Here is an 18,666-nt window from a genome sequence, read left to right on the forward strand (position 1 = left end):
AAGCAAAGGAAGTCTTTATTATGAAAAGAAATCATAAGAACATTCTAGTTTCCATTTTATTAAGTGCTTCATTATTAGGATTTACCGCCACTCCAATCAACAAAATCCAAGATCCGTTGGTCCATGCCGCCATGGTCCAAAACAATAAACCAAGCGCCAAACCTGATTCTAAAAACTCATCCTCAAGTTCCAGTAGTGCTGATATCACGGGTAACAAGACCGTCACTAGTAATACGACGCAAAGTGATGCTGATTTTAGCACCAATCAGAAAAATAAATCCGCTGTGTTAGTCAAAAATGGTGGGAACTTGACACTCAACAATAGTGTGATCGCAAAAACAGGTGAAACGACTAGCGAGGACAACAGTAATTTTTTTGGCCAAAACTCCGGATTACTAGTTACTAGTAATGCGACGGCCACTGTCAATGGGCTAACTGAGACAACAGCTGCCAACGGGGCGAATGCGGTGTTCTCAACTGGATCGAATGCGACAATTAAATTGAACAACGCCAAAATCAATACCACAAAGGATTCATCTAGAGGGTTAGATGCCACTCAAAAGGGGAGCATCGTTGCTACTAACACTAATATTTCAACCAAGGGGAGCCATTCTGCAACCCTAGCCACTGATCGTGGGGGCGGGAGCGTTTCATTGAACACTGGTAACCTCAAGACCGCTGGGGATGGTTCGCCAATTATTTACTCCACTGGTAAAATCAGCGTTAAGAACGTTCAAGGAAACGCAAGCGATGCAGAAGCTGCTGTGATCGAAGGCGATAACAATATCAACGCTGCTGATTCCCACTTGACGGCCAACAAGAACAATGGTGTCATGTTGTACCAAAGTATGTCTGGTGATTCTAAAACAGGGACTGCCTCGTTCACAATGAAGGGTGGTTCACTGACATCTAAGGTTACTGATGGCTCAACGGGGACGACTAAGCATACGGGAGCATTGTTCTACGTCACCAACACGAATGCAAAGATCAATTTGAACAACGTTAAATTAACGAACGCATCTGATACATTGATTAGAGCCGCTAGTGATCGGTGGGGCAATAGCAATAGTAACGGCGGTAAACTAGCATTCACCGCTACCAAGCAGGCCTTGAACGGAAACGTTGAAGTGGCTGCCAAAAGCTCAGTTGCATTGACCTTAAGGGATGGTTCTAGTTTATCTGGAAGTATCAATAATGCCGATAGCAGTGGCTTAGCAAAGCTAACGTTAAGTGCAGATAGTAGTTGGAACGTCACCAAAGACTCTTATTTAACGGCTTTAGTTGGCAGTAAAACTTCAATTAAGAACATCAAATCAAATGGGCATAACGTTTATTATGATAAAAGCAACAGTAGTAATGCCTGGCTTGATGGGCAAACTTATAAGCTAACTGGTGGCGGCAAACTAATGCCGAAATAATTAGCGCTAAGTTCAAACAGTTGCTTTACGTTATATTATGATTATAATGTAGTTAATAATTAATATTGTTCGAAATAAAGAAAAGATGAGTAAGTTAAGTTATGACCTATAGAGAGATGCGGATGGTGGAAAGCATTGGTCTTGCTTGATTGAAGATGGTCTTTGCATCCTTTAAGTTACTGAGTTGAATTATGAAGTAACTTCGGAGCCTTCCGTTAAGAAGTTAAAGCGTGGTAGTTTTATAAACTATCAAAATAAGGTGGTACCGCGGAAAAGAGTGCTTTCGTCCTTTTTATTAGGGATGTTAGCGCTCTTTTTTTAATTTAAAGGAGGAATTTAAATGGCAAAAGTTGCAGTTATTACTGGTGCAGGACAAGGAATTGGTGAAGGGATTGCCCACCAATTAGCAAAGGATGGGTTTGCAATCGCTGTTGCAGATATTAACGCACAATCCGCAGTGAAGGTCGCAAATGATCTAAAGAATGCAGGCTATTCAGCTCATGCTTATACGGTCGATGTTTCTGATCGAAAAGCGGTATTTCAATTAGCGGCGGATGCGGTCAATGATCTCGGTGAACTAGCCGTGTGGGTCAACAACGCTGGAATTGCGTTCATTGATTCAATCGTTGATTCAGACCCTGAGAAGTTCGAACGATTGATCGACGTGAACTTAAAGGGGACTTTTTGGGGCATTCAAGCCGCTGCCAAGCAATTCTTAAAGCAGGGCCATGGTGGACGAATCGTAAACGCCGCCTCGCTAGCCGGTGTGGAAGCTTCCGCATTGCAAAGTGCTTATTCAGCATCTAAGTTTGGGATTCGTGGGTTAACACAATCCGCAGCAAAAGAATTAGCAGCAGATGATATCACGGTGAACGCTTACAATCCAGGTGTGGTCAGGACCCCAATGCGGGATGCAATTGATAAGCGCACTTCTGAGATCAAGAATATCCCAATCGCCCAACAACGCGCCAACGTCTTAACCGAAATTGACCGCGGTCGTGAAGCATTACCAGCAGATGTTGCCAACGTCGTATCTTGGTTGGTATCGCCAAAGACAGAATACATTACCGGCCAATCGATCATGGTCGATGGTGGGATGCACTACCTCTAAAAAACAAAATATTGATTCCAAATCGACGGTTCGTTCAATCACGGATCGTCGATTTTTTAATCCAATTATCATAATCGATATAAATGGGACAAAAAATGACATATTTAAATATACATCTTGTAAGCCCTAAAGAGTTGTTTTAATGCATAAAAGACGCTGATAATACATAAAATGAATAATCAAATAATTAAAAGGAGATTAGAATTGACATTTTAATCTTATGATTAGTATAATTAATACTAATTTAATCATTTGTGCAGTTCAAAGATGATTCGATGTTATTCTTTTTCACATTGAGGAGGCTCTTGATGCAACCATTTAAAATTATTCCAGTTGGTGATCAAGCACTGTCGATCAATTTTCCAAATCAGATCGACGAATCGATCAACCAACAGATTCAGACCTTAGTTAAAGCAATCGAGCAATTGCAAATCAGTGCCATTCAATCATTAGTTCCTGCCTACCATACCTTAATGATCACATTTGATGCCCTTGAAATTAGCTATCAGCAGTTACAAGAACGCCTAACCCCACTATTGAATGATGATCGCTTGGCATCAAAGGGACCGCGTCGGATCTTACAGATTCCGGTTTGTTATGAAGCTCCTTATAATCCTGATTTACAAGCAGTGGCTGATTTTGCAGCTATGACTCCAGAAAACGTCATCAAGCTGCATACCGACCGACCGTACTTAATTTATTTTATGGGCTTTTTACCGGGGTTTGCTTACATGGCCAGCGTCGATAAAAAGATCGCGATGCCACGTTTAGCCACCCCGCGCGTTAAAATTCCAGCCGGAAGCGTTGGGATTGCTGGGATTCAGACTGGTTTTTATCCAGTCGATGCGCCCGGTGGTTGGCAGTTGATCGGCCGGACCCCGGTGAAGTTGTACGACCAACAGCACCCCGAATTATTTTTTCACGCTGGTGACTTCGTGCAATTCTTTGCCATTACCAGCCGTGAATATGAACAGATCAAAGCTGCAGATCAGCAGGGGACTTATACAGTAAAGGTGGTAATCGAGAATGAATAATTTAGTCGTTCTAGACGGTGGTTTGCAAACAACGGTGCAAGATCTGGGCCGTTTCAACCATCAAATCGATGGGTTCCCAACTTCGGGATGGTTAGATGCAGATGCAGCCAAGCTAGCCAATTTGTTAGTTGGTAATCAGCTAACGGCCGCCACATTGGAATTTTGTCTCCTCGGTGGCCGCTACTTATTTCAAGCCGCTACGTTCATCGCCTTTGCCGGGGGCCAGTTCCCGCTAACGTTGAACGATCAACCAATTAATAGCGACCAGGCGATCCAAGTCAAAAGCGGCGACGTCTTAACGGTGGGGGCGGTCCAACATGGCCGCTATGGATACCTAGCAGTTGCCGAGGGAGTCTTAGAGCCCCTGGTAATGGGGAGTCGCGCGACCACAACGCGAATCCGGATTGGCGGACACCTGGGGCGAAAATTGATGTCAGGTGATCGCATCCCCATTGGCACGACCCAACGCTTAACTAGCTTCGCATTCAGAAAAGTTCAAAAGCCACAATGGCCGTCCACTGATGAAGTTTTGACCATTCGGATCACTAAGGGTCCTCAATGGGCATTGTTCGACCCAAAGGATACGGAATTGTTCATCAACAATTCATATCAAGTTGGCCCAAATGCTGATCGGATGGGGTATCGACTGGCCGGGAATCCGATCGAAATGGGCGTTGCCAACATGCTATCAGAAGCGACGCCTTTAGGGGGGATTCAAATTAGTTCAGATGGAAAACCGATCGTTTTATTAGCGGATCGCCAAACGACCGGTGGATATCCAGTAATCGGGGTCATTATCTCAGCTGACCTGCATAAGTTCGTGCAAAGCCAGCCCAAGCAGTTGATCAAGTTTCAATTAGTATCACTAGCGGATGCTCGAGCTAAGCTTTTGGAACAACACGAAAGCAGCCAAAGGCTAGCTGAGCGGTTCGAACAACGCCGATTTAAGGCCCCGATTGGAATTAACCGAGGGGCTGCCCAACGCATTCAGACGTTATTTCAATAGGAGGAATTTAGATGGACTTAAAGGTCGTAAAGAAATTGATTCAATATTTAAAAAGCAATGGCTTAAGCGAAATCACTTACCGCAGTGGGAACGATGAAATCACGTTAAAACAGGAATTAAAAAATCCTGCCCAGCCGAATCCAGACTTAGTGAGTCAGACCCCGCCACCGGCTGCAAAATCAGCTAGTGCTGAAACGCAGGCAGACAACGTGATCAAAGCGCCACTGGTGGGCGTCTTCTATGCTGCTAAGTCCCCAGATGAAGCTCCATTCATAGCCGTCGGTGATCATATCAAGGCGGGGGATTCGATCGGGATTATCGAGGCGATGAAGGTAATGACACCAATTAAAGCCGATCGCTCAGGAGTCGTCACTAAGGTATTGGTGGCCGATGGAGAAGAGGTGGAATACGATGAACCACTTATTCAAGTCAAGTAAACCCGTTACCGAGTGGCCGTTTCATAAGTTATTGATCGCCAATCGGGGTGAAATTGCGGTCCGAATCATTCGGGCATGCCGTGCTTTGGGGATCAAAACGGTCGCAGTCTATTCAACTGCGGACAGTAAGGCGCTGCATGTAAAACTAGCCGATGAACGGGTTTGCATTGGCCCGCAAAGTGCTAAGCAGAGCTACTTGAACATGGCCAACTTAATTGCAGCTGCCAAAATAACCGAGGCGGATGCCATTCATCCAGGATATGGTTTTTTATCTGAAAATCCAGAATTTGCCCGCCGCGTTGTTGAAAGTGGCATCACCTACATCGGAGCGGATGCCAAAGTCATTTCCCTACTTGGCAATAAGGAAGCCGCCCGCAAGACGATGCATCAATATGGGATGCCAATCGTAAAGGGCAGCCCGAATGCGGTAACGAGTGTGGATGCTGCGGCTGCCCAAGCCAAATTAGTGGGCTATCCAGTCATGCTAAAAGCTAGTTCTGGTGGTGGCGGCAAGGGGATGCGCATTATTCCGACCGCCGCTGACTTTGCGGCTAACTTTAACATCGCTCAAGAAGAAGCGATCGAATCATTTAACGATGGGCATATGTACATTGAACAATACTTAAAACATCCCCGCCATGTTGAAGTGCAGATCATTGCCGATCAATTTGGGCACGTGGTTTCAATCGGCGAGCGCGACTGTACGATTCAATCCCACAATCAAAAGGTAATGGAAGAAGCGCCCGCCGTTGTCTTAAACCCAGCTGACCGTGAAAAGATGCTCTCGATCTGTGAGGCAGTGGTCGCCCCGCTGCATTACGTCGGGTTAGGCACGATCGAGTTCTTATACAACGGGCCAGGTCAATTCTACTTTATGGAGATGAACACGCGAATCCAAGTGGAACACCCGATCACCGAATTGACCAGTGGAATCGACTTGGTCCAAGCGCAGTTGATGGTATCCGCCGGTGCCGAGTTAGCAGAGCAACGGCATGTTGAAAAGGGCTTTGCCCTGGAATGTCGGGTTACGGCCCGCTCTGCTGGGCAGATCACTGGCTTACACCTGCCAGGTGGCTATGGGGTGCGGGTTGATAGTGCACTGTATCAAGGATATAAGGTCCCGCCATATTACGATGCAATGATCGCCAAGATAATCGTCTATGGCAATCAGCGTTCCCAAGTCATAAAACAGATGCGGGCGGTCATTGATGAGACCGTGGTGGCTGGGATTGATACTAACTTGAATCTATTAGCGCAGATCTTAGCCGATGCAGACTTTGAAAATCTCAATACGGATGTGAATTGGCTAGATAACAAAATTACACTCGCTAATCAGGAGTAGGAGGCAACGCAGATGACAATTAACAACACAAAAATTGCATTAACCAAATTAAGTCCCGTCGAATTACGGCATTTAATCCGAAGTGGTGAATATACTGGCCAGACTAGCGGGTTATGCACTGGATACACGCAGGCCAATTTAGTCATCTTACCGCGTGAACTCGCCTATGATTTCTTATTGTTCACGCAACGCAACCCGAGACCCTGTCCCGTTTTAGAGGTCAGTGACGTGGGGAGTAAAAAGTTAGTGGACTTTGCGACTGATATTGACTTAGCTAATGATTTTCCGAAGTATCGGATCTATCGGGATGGTCAATTAGCCGCCGAAACTACATCGGTAGCAGATATTTGGTCGGATGACTTCGTCAGCTTCATCATTGGTTGTAGCTTCTCATTTGAAGCCGAATTGATTGCTGCTGGGATCGAAGTGCGAAACATCAGCGAGCACGTAAACGTTCCAATGTTCAACACCAACATCCCGTTGAAACCAGCGGGGGCGTTTCACGGGCAGATGGTGGTCAGCATGCGGCCGATCAAAGATGAATTAGTGCCGATCGCCGTTCAAGTTACCGCTAATATGCCTAAGGTGCACGGGGCGCCGATTCAAATTGGCCATCCCGAAGAAATTGGCATCACAGACCTACAAAATCCGGATTATGGGGATGCAGTGACCATCAAGCCTGGGGAAACCCCCGTCTTTTGGCCATGTGGAGTGACACCCCAAAATGCGATTATGCAGACCAAACCGCCGCTGGTGATTACGCACGCACCGGGGCATATGTTAGTGACCGATGTCATTAATTCAACATTAAAATATTAATAAGGGAAGTGTTAGTAATGGTTGCGATTGATTTGAACAGTGATTTAGGGGAAAGCTATGGTAGATACGATTTAGGAAATGACGCTGAAATCATCCCGTTGATCAGTGCATGTAACATTGCATGCGGGTTTCATGCGGGCGATCCCAACGTCATGCAACGCACCGTGCAATTAGCCGAGGCGGCAGGGATTGGAATCGGGGCGCATCCCGGTTTTCCTGATTTAAATGGCTTCGGACGGCGGTACATGCAAATGGACATGCAGGCGGTTACCAACATGGTGACCTACCAGGTAGCGGCGTTAGCTGGTTTTACGAAAACGCATCGCTTGCACCACGTGAAACCGCATGGCGCGCTTTATAACGCAGCCGGCAAAGACATCGAGCTAGCCCGCGCAATTTGTCAGGGCATCAAAGCCTTTGATCCCAATTTATTGGTATATGGCCTAGCCAACAGTCAATTAGTCACTGCAGCCAATGAATTAGGGTTACCAGTAGCCCAAGAAGTCTTTGCAGACCGAAACTACCAAGCCGATGGGAGCTTAGTGCCACGTTCTAAACCCAACGCCGTCTTGAGTGACCCCACCGCAATTGCGCATCGGACCGTTCAAATGATCAAAGAGCAATCCGTTACGGCCATTACCGGGGAAACCGTTACATTAAAGGTCGATTCGATATGCGTGCATGGGGATAACCAAAAGGCATTGTCAATCGTACGGCAGTTAGTTGCCCAGCTTAAAGCAGATTCGATCGACATTGCGACGGTTTAAGTAATCGAATAATTGATAGGGGGATGAATTAACATGGACAACAAAGCGAATCCAGTCACCAACAACCACAGTAAAAAAATGAGAAGTGTTGCGATGGGGGCCGCGTTCTTAATGGCAATGGCTGCCGTAGGCCCTGGTTTTTTAACTCAAACAGCGACTTTTACTGGGAAATTGGGTGCTAACTTTGCGTTTGCAATTGTAATTTGTATCGTCATGGATATAATCGTTCAATTGAACATTTGGCGAATCATCGTTGTTTCAGGCAAACGGGCGCAGGTGTTAGCCAACGAAGTCTTTCCAGGCTTAGGATACTTACTTTCAACATTAGTTGCGGTCGGCGGGCTGGTCTTTAATATCGGAAACGTCGGGGGTGCTGGCTTAGGGCTGAACGTTTTATTTGGGATTTCACCAGAAAACGGGGCCGTCATCGCAGCAGTAATTGCAATTTGTATTTTTATCGTTAAGAATGCATTGAAAGCAATGGATCGAACGGTTCAGCTCCTGGCAGTTATCAAGATCGGGATTTTGATCTATATTCTATTTGTAACTAAGATTCCATTCCAAGCAGCTGCTACCCATGCGTTTACGCCAACCCACGTTGACTTTTACTCAATCGTGACCATCGTCGGTGGGACCGTTGGTGGATACATTTCATTCTCAGGTGGCCACCGCCTCTTAGACGGGGGTGCCAAGGGTGTTAAAGATATCAAATACATTAATGAAGGGGCATTGACAGGGATTACATTAGCTTCAATCATTAGAATCATGCTCTTCTTAGCTGGACTAGCCGTCGTCGTAGAAGGCTTTAAACTAGACCCAGCCAACCCCGCAGCTTCTATTTTTCTACATGCAGCGGGGAACTTTGGTTATAAATTCTTCGGGTTGTTATTGTTTGCTTCAGGGATGTCTTCTATTCTAGGATCAACCTTTACATCAACATCATTTCTGGACTATGCAGTTAGTGAAAAATCAACGGCACTGTTTAAGAAATACCGTAATGCCATTATCATTAGTTTCATCGTATTTTCGACGATCATTTTCTACTTTATCGGAAATCCCGCTAAGGTACTCGTGTTCGTAGGAGCATTAAACGGCTTCGTGCTGCCAATTGCATTAAGCATCTTATTAATTGCAGTTCGCAGAAGTAAAATCATGGGAAACACATATCATCATCCAGTATGGCTGACAATTACCGGATGGCTCGTCGTTATTTTTATGGCATATGCCAGTGTCGATACATTATTAGAACTATTCTAAGAGACTAAAAAGATCGTCTTAAGTTGATTGTGAATGCTTAAGACGATCTTTTTTATTTATTATTAAATGCAACTATTTTCAGTTAGAAAATTAAAGCGCCCAGTTAATTTTAAATAGCTGGACGTAATAATCTAGATTAATTGATATATCTTCTCTTTGAATTAAATATATCACATAAATTTATATTTTCAATCAAAATGATTGAATTTAATAATTACTGCATTTGTTGTTGATATTTCAATTTTAGATATAACTTCAGATAATATATATTATGTAAAGTAATATAAATTAATTGAAATTGTAAGTCCCTATTCATTCGGTAATTAAAAATCCAGCAACCAAATTTGATTGCTGGATAACTAAATTATTTTCTAAATCGATTGCCTAAAGAAATAATGGTTTTGTTTTTGGATATTAAATACATAATGATAACTTGAATTACGACTGTGAAAATTTCCTTAATGAACCTGGAAAGAAAAATAACTTCAAACGGAACGTGATTCAAGATTACCACCCACAACGTATTTAAAAGCAAGTTGACTAAAAATACTACAATTAATTGTGATATAATAATCGATTTTAACGTTGGTTTTCGGTTAAAGAAAAACAATCCGAAAATAACCCCAGTTAAAATTGCTGATAGCGTGAACCCTGGAAAGTATATTTGTCCAGAAGTTAGCGTTAAAAAGATATCAGCAAATCCACCGATGGTCCCCGCCCAAAACGGCCCGAACCACAGTGCAATTAAGAAAGTAGCAATGAACGCAAAGCTAAATTGGATCTTATTGGGAACCAAATAGAACGTAAATAAACTACTTCCTAAAATTAACCTAATCGCAGTGAGTAATCCTAAAATCGCAATTCCACTTGCGCTAGGTTTGGCAAAAATTTTCTTTTGTGTATGCAAAAGAGACATCTCCTAAATAGAGCTGCCACTATAATTGTGGCGAATGCGGGACTAATATCGCAAACGCATCGTTTTTCGTCCAAAGTTCACATTCCGTTCCAATGGCACTTGACGCATTAATCCCTACTCCGAAATATTTTATAATAATTTTAAAATTATTATAATATCTTTTATTTTACACGCAACCATAAAGATAATCAAACCCATCTGTTACTTATCAAAGTCGCGCATCCAAGCCAACGCTAGTGATTTATTACCTAGATGGGCGCCAACCACAGGGCCAAAATAGCTTTGGGTTACAGATAGATTAGGATACATCGTTTTAATTTTATCTGTCCATGCTTGACCATCTTCTGGATCGTTTCCATTGATTATAATTACCCGAATCGGATAGTTTAATTGGTTAGTTCGACTTGCAAAAATTTCTTCAGCACGTTTTAAAGCACGCTTACGTGTACGGACCTTATCAAATGCAACGATTTTATTGCTGTCATCATCGAACGTTAATAACGGCTTTATATGAAGCAAACTACCAACCATCCCCGCGGCATTTGACAATCTACCGCCCTTGACTAAGTTCTTTAAATCATCAACGACAAAGATTTCATCAATCGTTGCCCTTAAGGCATCTAATTCACTAATGATTGTTTCTAATGATTTACCAGCTGAAACCATTTCAGATGCTGCAATTGCTAGATATCCCATTAATTTAACTGTAATTTTGGAATCATATGGAATGACTTTAATATTACTAATCGTAGGAGCAATTGCCATTAACTGGTTATAAAGTCCTGAAATGGTGCTTGATAAGTGAATACTAATAACAGCGTCATACCCTTCTTGAGCTAGTTGATCATATAGTTCGATAATCCGCCCGGTCGCTGGCTGAGCCGTACTGGGAAACTCTTTTGCAGTTTTTAATTTATGATAAAATTCTGGAGTGTCGATATCAACACCTTCATCATATGTTTTACCATCAATAATCACTGAGATTGGTAAAATATGAATATTATATTTAGCAAGCTCATCCTTAGATAAATAAGCAGTACTATCAGTTACAATTGCAATTTTCATGTATTCATCAATCCTTTAATTTTTTGCACTTACACTTCCATTATAACATTAATGGCTTTTTTGTTATAATACACTTATAAAATCATACTGAAAGTAAGTGATCAAAAGTGTCATTTGACGGAAGTTTTACCCACTCGATGGTAAAAGAGCTCAATGATAACCTCAAAGGGGGGCGAATTGCTAAAATCAATCAACCCTATCCAAATGAAATCATTATTACAATTCGTTCGAATCGAAAAACATATCCCCTTTTACTATCAGCGAACCCTAGCTATGCGCGTGCCCAAGTAACGAATATTCCATATGTAAATCCCCCAGTCCCCACTAACTTTAATATGACGCTTAGGAAGTATCTAAGTGGAAGTGTGCTAACCGAAATTACTCAATTACAAAATGATCGAGTAATGCAATTACACTTTACGGTTAGGAATGAAATTGGTGACCTTAAATCAATGGTCTTGATCATTGAAATTATGGCTAGGCACAGTAACGTTATCTTAGTTGATGGCTCTGATCGACGAATTATCGATGCGATTAAACGAATCGGTCCTGACAAGAGTCGCTATCGGACGATTTTACCAGGGACAGAATACATTAATCCCCCTAAGCAAGACCGCTTAGACCCATTTCAATTTAATGATGAATCAATGTTAAAACAATTAGTTAATGATTTTCCGAACCAAGATGTTTTAGCCAGTGAATTACAAAAAACATTTCAAGGATTGGGCAAGGATACAGCCAATCAATTAGCGCGTTTTTTACATCAACCAGGCGAATTAGGCGCACACTTTACCCAATTTTTCGATCAGTTCAATTCCCCCACCGCAACCATGATCGAACAAGCCAAACCAGATTTTTTACCATTCATTCCAATTGGTGTTGATTCACCAACCAAACAATATGACTCGTTAAGCACCCTTTTGGATGATTATTATCAGACCAAAGCACAAAAAGATCGGGTGCGAGAACAAGGTGGGGTCTTGATCAAGGTAACTAGAAATGAACTGAAAAAGAATCGAACTAAGTTGAAAAAGTTACGTAAGACCATTGATGAAACCAAGTTTGCTGATGATTATCGAATTAAGGGTGAGATTCTTACTACTTACTTGAATCAAGTTCACCACGGAGCCAAAATGATCGAGCTGCCTAACTTTTATGATAATAATCAACCGTTAAAAATTAAACTAGCTCCTGATAAAACCCCTTCACAAAATGCCCAGTGGTATTTTAAACAATATCAAAAAAAGAAAAATGCGATTCAATTCGTTAATCATCAAATTGAATTGACCAATGGTGAGATTGATTACCTTGAGAGCATTGTCTCTCAGATCGAATTAGCAGAACCTAGTAATTTAGTCGACATTAAAGCCGAATTACAACAAGGTGGTTATTTACGTGATCATGAACATCAAAACAAGAAAAAACAATTAAAACGTCAAATTAGCCAACCTGAACAGTTTAAAGCTAGTGATGGTACAACGATCTTAGTTGGGAAAAATAACCTACAAAACGATAAATTGACCACTAAAACAGCTGATAAACGTGATACTTGGTTGCATACTCAAAAAATTCATGGATCCCATGTGATCGTGCGTTCTTTTGCCCCTAGTGATCAGACACTTTTTGAAGCGGCCATGTTAGCTGCTTATTATTCTAAGGGCCGTGATTCTGCGAACGTCCCCGTCGATTACGTTCAAGTTCGCCATGTTAAAAAGCCTAGTGGTGCAAAGCCAGGGTTTGTCATTTATGAAGGCCAAAATACACTTTACGTTACCCCTAACCAAAAGATCGTTGAAGAACTTAGGGCTAATAATCATCAATAAAAAAAGAGCAGTTTTGACTGCTCTTTTTATTTGGCATCAGGATCAAAGCTAATCTTAGCCCCCACTTCTTGATTGGTCGAGCCCACTGCTTGATCGATCTTAAGATCAATGAATGGAAACGTTGGATTCATTTCAGCAAACGGTAAAAATGATAGTTCCCTAAAGGTTTTATCCAAATCGTCTGAAGTTAAGTTATCAGTATATAATTTTATTAGCATTTTAATCCAGTTAACGTTGGAAATACGATTTAAGAATATCGTTTCAATAATTCTGATCGGTCTAATCCCAACGACTTTAAAAAGCCCTTGATCGGCTAACACTAAGATCTGAACGAGGCCCTTCCAATAGGAATTACTAATTAGCTCCCGTGCATCCCCAATCAACGGTTCTAACTCATCGATAGTAATGTCATAGGGGAATGCTAAGTGAGAAATATCTTTTAATTCGTGGTTCTTACCAGAAGCTAATTTGACCGTATTAATAAAGCGACTTTCTTCCTTCGTTACAAAGAAATTCATAGCAAAGCTCGTTTTTTGCGGAAGGGTCACCCCAGTTTCTTGATCAGGCGGTAACACCACAACGTTTAAATTCGGGTATTGTTTGAGTTGGCGAACTAAGTAATGCCGATTTCCTGGCACTACGACGATTTTAGGTTTCTCGATTTCTGCGATGTTCAAGATTGCACCGATTTGAATCGGTTCAATGTATTGCTTATCACTCAACTGCGGACTGAGTGAGACCGAGTTCGGGTTATTGTTCATAACGATCGTTTTATAACCCAGTCGATGCATTTGAATCAATACTTCCGAAGTATAGTAATCGGCTGCTGAATTAGGACCCAGCCGATTTCCACCGCGCCCAATTACTAATGCTGAACGATCTGATAATTGGTGTGATTCGTTCTCGCGCTCAAAACTACTGTAAAAAGAATAAATCGATGGGGTTTCTTCCCCTGCTGATGGTTCGATCATCTTATAGGTTGGCAGACTATTATTGATCTTACCGAGGTATCTGACCTTATCCAAATCTGTTTGCCAAGCAGCGGCTAGCATCCCATCCCCGAACCCGCTGCGATGGGCGATGTGCATTGCATGCTCGGTTAACGGCTCGTTAACAACTAGGTTTTCGACCGCCAATAGCTTTTTGAAACGCTTAAAATAGAAGGGATCGATCTTGGTCAGTTCTGATAAATCTTCGACCGGGTAGTTCCTCCTTAAGGCCTCGATCAAAACTAAGATTCGACTTGCTTTGGGATGAATCAACTGGCTGATCATTTCATCGTCACTTAACTCTTCCATATTGGGGAGTGCATCTCTAGGATTGAACTGTGAACTACGCATGGCCTTTAAAATCGCCTCTTCTACAGTTCGCCCGATTCCCACCGCTGAACCGATCGATTTCATTGATTGATCCAAGTGCTGATCAACGTTTTTCAGACTATCATAGGGCCAAAGTGGAATTCGAATTAAAATCCGATCCATTACTGGCTCCATGAACGTGGTCAATTTTGCATATTCATGTGGAAGGTGAATGTCTGCAAAGCCATTCCCTAGCATTAACTGTGCTGACACGTAATTTAAGGGATACCCAGTTGCAAGGGTGGCTAAAGCAAAGCCCCGATTGTAGTTCGGGCTGACCTTAGTAACAAAGTAATTATCATTATCAGGGTTCAGTGCAAAACTAACCTCACAGCTACCAATGATTTCTAGTTGTTCTAACACCTTAAGCGTTGCTTCACGCATCCGTTGATAAACAGAGTCGGTAATCGTTTGGATCGGTGAAACTGCGATTGAGTCTCCTGAATGGATTCCAATGGCATCGATATCCTCGACTCCGTTAATAATTAATTTAGTCCCGTTGGGATCACGGATTCCGACGATACTTAGTTCTTTATATCCTACAATGCTCTTTTCGATCACACACCGATTCAATGTCGAATCCGTGAATGACTCGGTCAGTGCAATATCAAGGTCATCAAAGTTAGTACAAATCGTTCGGCGACTATTGATCGAAGAAAGGACTGGTTTAATAATGATGGGGAACCCCACTTGACGAACGAGATCAAAGGCTTCGGTATTCGAATGGACGATCGTAGATGAAATGATCGGTTCATTGATCTCCTTCATTAACTGACTGAATCTTAATGGGTTACCGATCAATTTCAGTGCCTGCTTAGAAAGGCCTAATAGTTGCACCGAATACTTGGCCAGTAATTTCATTTCAATCAATTTTTGACAGATTTTGATGGCGTTCGAACCCCCCAATGTTGGCAAAATTGCATCGGGATGTTCATTGCGAATGATACTGACCACGTTATCGATGTCCACCGTTTCAATAAAAGCACTGGCTGGTTGAATCTCAGTCGTCGCGATCGAATAAGGATTGTTATCGATAACGATACTCTTGACGCCGACCCGTTTGAAACTAATGATGGTCTGAAAAACAGCAGCATCTAACTCGTTTTCTTGACCAATTTTGGATGGCCCCCCACCAATAATTAAAACCTTATGAATATCTTGATTGATCAACTTGTGATCACCTCCTTTGTGAACCGATGTTTTCTAGAAATTCATCGAAGATATCCGAAGCAATCGTGGGGCCAGGTTCACCATCTGGTGAAAATTGAACTGACAATGCAGGATAATCACGATGTCTAAGTCCCTGGACGGTCCCGTTATAAAGATCAATATACGTCGTGATTAAAATATCCTTGTTGATTGATTTATAGTCAACAGCATATCCCTGGGCCTGAGAAACGTAAATCACTTGATTGGTTATGATCTTTCGGACGGGATGGTTACTACCATGATGCTCATTGGCTAGTTTGTAGACCTTTGCGTGATTAGCCAATGCAAATAACTCGTGGCCGAGCCCGATTGCTAGCAATGGGAATTGGCTTTGTAATTCGCGAATCATTTGTAAGGTTGACTGGGGTAAGTCAGCCGGATTACCAGGCCCCGTGGAAATAACGATCCCATCTGGATCTAAACTTAAGATCATTTCAATCGACGTGTTCCAAGGGACTACCACCACATTACATTTTCGTTCATCAAGGCGTCTTAAAATCCCCTGTTTTAGCCCAAAATCGATCACAATGATATTGAAACCATTGCCTGGATTCGGATACGGTTTAGGGGTCGCAACTTGTGAGACCTGCTGATTAGTCAATACGGTCGCATTTAGCTGGTCAAAAGCATGTTCATCATCAACATCAACAATGCTTGCCTTCATCGTTCCCTGCTTAGTGATGTGATGGGCTAATTCACGGGTATCGATTCCAGAAATCCCTGGAATTTCATGTTGTTTTAAAAACGTATCCAATGATTGCTTGTGTTGGTGATTATTAGTGGTATCAGAATACTCACGGGTAATGACCCCCTTGATACTAGTAATGATCGATTCATAACTCTTATGATTAATTCCTACGTTACCAATTGTCGGTTGGGTGAACACGATGATTTGATTATGATAAATTGGATTAGTAATGGATTCTTGATAGCCCATCATATTTGAATTAATAATGATTTCTCCAGTCGTGGTGGCAAGAGCTCCGAACGCTTCGCCAGGATACGATGAGCCATCCTCTAGGATTAAATAGCGTTTTGTCATTTTACTGCTCCCATCCAATTGCAGGATTACTTATTAACGATTTCAACAGCATCGCGTTTATCGATTTCTTGGACTGACACTTGAATTTTTTCGTTTTGAGCACTAGGGATGTTCTTTCCCACGAAATCAGCTCTGATTGGTAATTCACGGTGTCCACGATCCACTAATACTGCTAATCGAATGCTGTTTGGTCGACCAAGTTCTGAGATGGCACTTAATGCTGCTTTGATTGTCCGTCCAGTGTACAAAACGTCATCCACTAAGATCACGTTCTTGCCCTCAACTGAAACGCGTTCATCACTTGCAACAACGGTTGGGGTTTCTTTAGCACTATCATGTTCAATATCATCCCGATACTTAGTAATATCCAATGCGCCAACTGGAACCTCCACATTTTCTAGCTTTTGGAGTCGATTGGCAATTCTCTTCGCGAGATAAATCCCCCGTGTCTTGATCCCTACGATCACGAGGTCTTTGATGCCCTTATTTTTTTCAATGATTTCATATGTGATTCTAGTCAAGGCACGTTGCATTGCCATCTTATCGATAATTACTTTTGCCATTATATTTTCCTTCCTTTAATAAAAAAGGCTGCTAATTCGATCACTCGAACAGCAACCATTTTTTCAGTGGTTATATACTATCAGAATATTTTAATTTCATCAGTTTGTCAATGCTAAGGCTGCTGATGACGCAATTGCTTAAGGGTTTTTTCAAAAATCGGTGGAATCGGGGATGAAAATGATAACTGTTGACCGCTTCTCGGATGTTTAAAACCTAACACTTGGGCATGTAAGAATTGCCCATGCCCCTTAATCGTTTTACGGGGGCCATAGAGGGGATCGCCAACTAGTGGATGGCCAATCGACTTCATATGGACTCTAATTTGATGCGTTCGACCAGTCTCCAATTGACATTCGACTAACGTATAATTAGCGAATCGTTCTAAAACATGGTAATGCGTAACAGCATGCCTACCATTTGGGACAATCGCCTGTTTTTTACGATCCTTTTTATCACGTCCGATCGGCGCATCGATCGTTCCATTATCATCCTTGATCACCCCATGAACTAACGCAACATACTTACGAAGATTCGTCTTATTCTTTAGTTGCTTTGATAATGATTCATGCGCCATATTATTCTTGGCCACCATGAGCAATCCAGATGTGTCCTTATCGATGCGATGAACGATTCCAGGCCTCAATGTCCCATTGATGTTAGAAAGTGGCGTATGATACAAAAGTGCATTTACCAACGTATGGTCAGGATGGCCTGGAGCGGGATGCACGACCATCCCCTGTGGTTTGTTAATGACGATTACATCCTCATCTTCGTAAACGATGTCTAATGGAATTGGTTCGGCATCTAAAGCCAACTTCTTGGGTTCTGGAATCATAATGGTGATTTGATCGCCCGTTTTGACCTCATACTTGGGCTTAACTGGCTGTTGATTTACCATAATATTTTGTGATTGAATCAAGTCTTTAGCTCGTGAACGGCTGAGCTCAGGAGCTAGTTCTGAGCAGACCTTATCAATGCGTCCCGATTGATTAGTAATTTTAAATGATTCCATTATTGTTTAGCACGATCTTTCTGCTCACTCTTCCATAACATCAATAACAATAAAATGACCCCAATTGTTAAACATGCATCAGCAAAGTTAAATACGAAATTTAAGAATGGTAAATTCAATTCAACTTGAAACATATCAACTACATAGCCGTGAATTAGTCGGTCGATGAAGTTACCGATCGTTCCAGCTAATAGGAACGTGATCGTTAACGCATAACCAAATTTTCGATGCAGCTTGAATAGATAATAAAACATCACCAATCCAGCAATAATGGAAATGATAATAAAAAAGTTCATTTTTCCCTGTAACATGCTCCATGCAGCACCGTGATTATGAAGATTAGTCAATGCAATGACCCCTGGGATCAATTGATCACTTTGGCCCTGGGCCATTGAGATTGATACCCAGGCTTTGATTCCCTGATCAGCACCGATTAGGATCACCAAGAGCCCAAAAATATATATAAAAGGCATTCATAACTTCCTT

17 protein-coding genes, 1 riboswitch and 1 other annotated feature are annotated in these 18,666 nt (G+C 42.2%); of the genes, 10 read left to right on the forward strand and 7 right to left on the reverse strand.

The genetic code is table 11. From position 1 onward, the window contains the following. Nucleotides 1-20: 20 nt before the first annotated feature. From ACSYTE_RS04420 to ACSYTE_RS04460, 9 genes are all read left to right on the forward strand, one after another. Nucleotides 21-1,418 (forward strand): hypothetical protein, encoded by a 1,398-nt coding sequence (locus tag ACSYTE_RS04420; protein WP_491716258.1) that lies wholly within the window; start codon nt 21-23, stop codon nt 1,416-1,418. 68 nt (nt 1,419-1,486) lie between these two features. Further along, nucleotides 1,487-1,712, forward strand: a binding site (T-box leader). A gap of 46 nt (nt 1,713-1,758) precedes the next feature. After that, complete coding sequence (locus ACSYTE_RS04425; RefSeq protein ID WP_491716259.1) at nt 1,759-2,529, forward strand: acetoin reductase; 771 nt, start codon at nt 1,759-1,761, stop codon at nt 2,527-2,529. 308 nt (nt 2,530-2,837) lie between these two features. Further along, on the forward strand, nt 2,838-3,563 hold the full coding sequence (pxpB, locus tag ACSYTE_RS04430; RefSeq protein ID WP_491716260.1) for a 5-oxoprolinase subunit PxpB: 726 nt from the start codon (nt 2,838-2,840) through the stop codon (nt 3,561-3,563). After that, on the forward strand, nt 3,556-4,569 hold the full coding sequence (locus ACSYTE_RS04435) for a 5-oxoprolinase subunit C family protein (protein WP_491716261.1): 1,014 nt from the start codon (nt 3,556-3,558) through the stop codon (nt 4,567-4,569). The genes pxpB and ACSYTE_RS04435 overlap by 8 nt, the downstream gene beginning before the upstream one ends. Nucleotides 4,570-4,580: 11 nt before the next feature. Continuing rightward, nucleotides 4,581-5,006, forward strand: coding sequence for an acetyl-CoA carboxylase biotin carboxyl carrier protein (locus ACSYTE_RS04440; protein ID WP_491716262.1), 426 nt, complete (start codon nt 4,581-4,583; stop codon nt 5,004-5,006). Next, nucleotides 4,981-6,348: an acetyl-CoA carboxylase biotin carboxylase subunit gene (locus ACSYTE_RS04445; RefSeq protein WP_491716263.1), complete on the forward strand. Its 1,368-nt coding sequence runs from the start codon at nt 4,981-4,983 to the stop codon at nt 6,346-6,348. Before ACSYTE_RS04440 ends, ACSYTE_RS04445 begins: the two co-directional genes overlap by 26 nt. Nucleotides 6,349-6,360: 12 nt before the next feature. Continuing rightward, nucleotides 6,361-7,167, forward strand: a complete 807-nt coding sequence (locus ACSYTE_RS04450) for a putative hydro-lyase (RefSeq protein WP_491716264.1) — start codon at nt 6,361-6,363, stop codon at nt 7,165-7,167. Nucleotides 7,168-7,184: 17 nt separating this feature from the next. Beyond that, nucleotides 7,185-7,934, forward strand: coding sequence for a LamB/YcsF family protein (locus ACSYTE_RS04455; protein ID WP_491716265.1), 750 nt, complete (start codon nt 7,185-7,187; stop codon nt 7,932-7,934). A gap of 33 nt (nt 7,935-7,967) precedes the next feature. Beyond that, nucleotides 7,968-9,191 carry an NRAMP family divalent metal transporter gene (locus ACSYTE_RS04460; protein ID WP_491716266.1) on the forward strand — a complete coding sequence of 408 codons (1,224 nt, stop codon included), beginning with the start codon at nt 7,968-7,970 and terminating at the stop codon, nt 9,189-9,191. Nucleotides 9,192-9,555: 364 nt separating this feature from the next. On the opposite strand, the gene ACSYTE_RS04465 is transcribed toward ACSYTE_RS04460, so the two are convergent. Beyond that, nucleotides 9,556-10,098, reverse strand: coding sequence for a folate family ECF transporter S component (locus ACSYTE_RS04465; protein WP_491716267.1), 543 nt, complete (start codon nt 10,096-10,098; stop codon nt 9,556-9,558). Nucleotides 10,099-10,133: 35 nt separating this feature from the next. After that, nucleotides 10,134-10,231, reverse strand: a riboswitch (THF riboswitch). A 77-nt stretch (nt 10,232-10,308) separates the two neighbouring features. Further along, a complete protein-coding gene (locus ACSYTE_RS04470) occupies nt 10,309-11,172 on the reverse strand; it encodes a DegV family protein (protein ID WP_491716268.1) in 864 nt (287 codons plus the stop codon). Between the two features lie 107 nt (nt 11,173-11,279). Between ACSYTE_RS04470 and ACSYTE_RS04475 the strand changes: the two genes are divergently transcribed. Next, nucleotides 11,280-12,995: an NFACT RNA binding domain-containing protein gene (locus ACSYTE_RS04475; RefSeq protein ID WP_491716269.1), complete on the forward strand. Its 1,716-nt coding sequence runs from the start codon at nt 11,280-11,282 to the stop codon at nt 12,993-12,995. Nucleotides 12,996-13,021: 26 nt separating this feature from the next. On the opposite strand, the gene ACSYTE_RS04480 is transcribed toward ACSYTE_RS04475, so the two are convergent. The 5 genes from ACSYTE_RS04480 to lspA form a co-directional block, all read right to left on the reverse strand. Next, nucleotides 13,022-15,523, reverse strand: a complete 2,502-nt coding sequence (locus ACSYTE_RS04480; RefSeq protein WP_491716270.1) for a carbamoyl phosphate synthase preATP-grasp domain-containing protein — start codon at nt 15,521-15,523, stop codon at nt 13,022-13,024. Between the two features lie 7 nt (nt 15,524-15,530). Further along, nucleotides 15,531-16,604 (reverse strand): carbamoyl phosphate synthase small subunit, encoded by a 1,074-nt coding sequence (locus ACSYTE_RS04485; RefSeq protein WP_491716271.1) that lies wholly within the window; start codon nt 16,602-16,604, stop codon nt 15,531-15,533. A 26-nt stretch (nt 16,605-16,630) separates the two neighbouring features. Next, nucleotides 16,631-17,167, reverse strand: coding sequence for a bifunctional pyr operon transcriptional regulator/uracil phosphoribosyltransferase PyrR (gene pyrR, locus ACSYTE_RS04490; protein ID WP_491716272.1), 537 nt, complete (start codon nt 17,165-17,167; stop codon nt 16,631-16,633). Between the two features lie 113 nt (nt 17,168-17,280). Beyond that, nucleotides 17,281-18,180 (reverse strand): RluA family pseudouridine synthase, encoded by a 900-nt coding sequence (locus tag ACSYTE_RS04495; protein WP_491716273.1) that lies wholly within the window; start codon nt 18,178-18,180, stop codon nt 17,281-17,283. Continuing rightward, the gene (gene lspA / locus ACSYTE_RS04500) at nt 18,180-18,653 is read right to left on the reverse strand and encodes a signal peptidase II (RefSeq protein ID WP_491716274.1); all 474 of its coding nucleotides are present in this window, start codon (nt 18,651-18,653) and stop codon (nt 18,180-18,182) included. The genes ACSYTE_RS04495 and lspA overlap by 1 nt, the downstream gene beginning before the upstream one ends. Between the last annotated feature and the right edge of the window lie 13 nt (nt 18,654-18,666).

The organism is Nicoliella sp. ESL1120 (assembly GCF_058508515.1).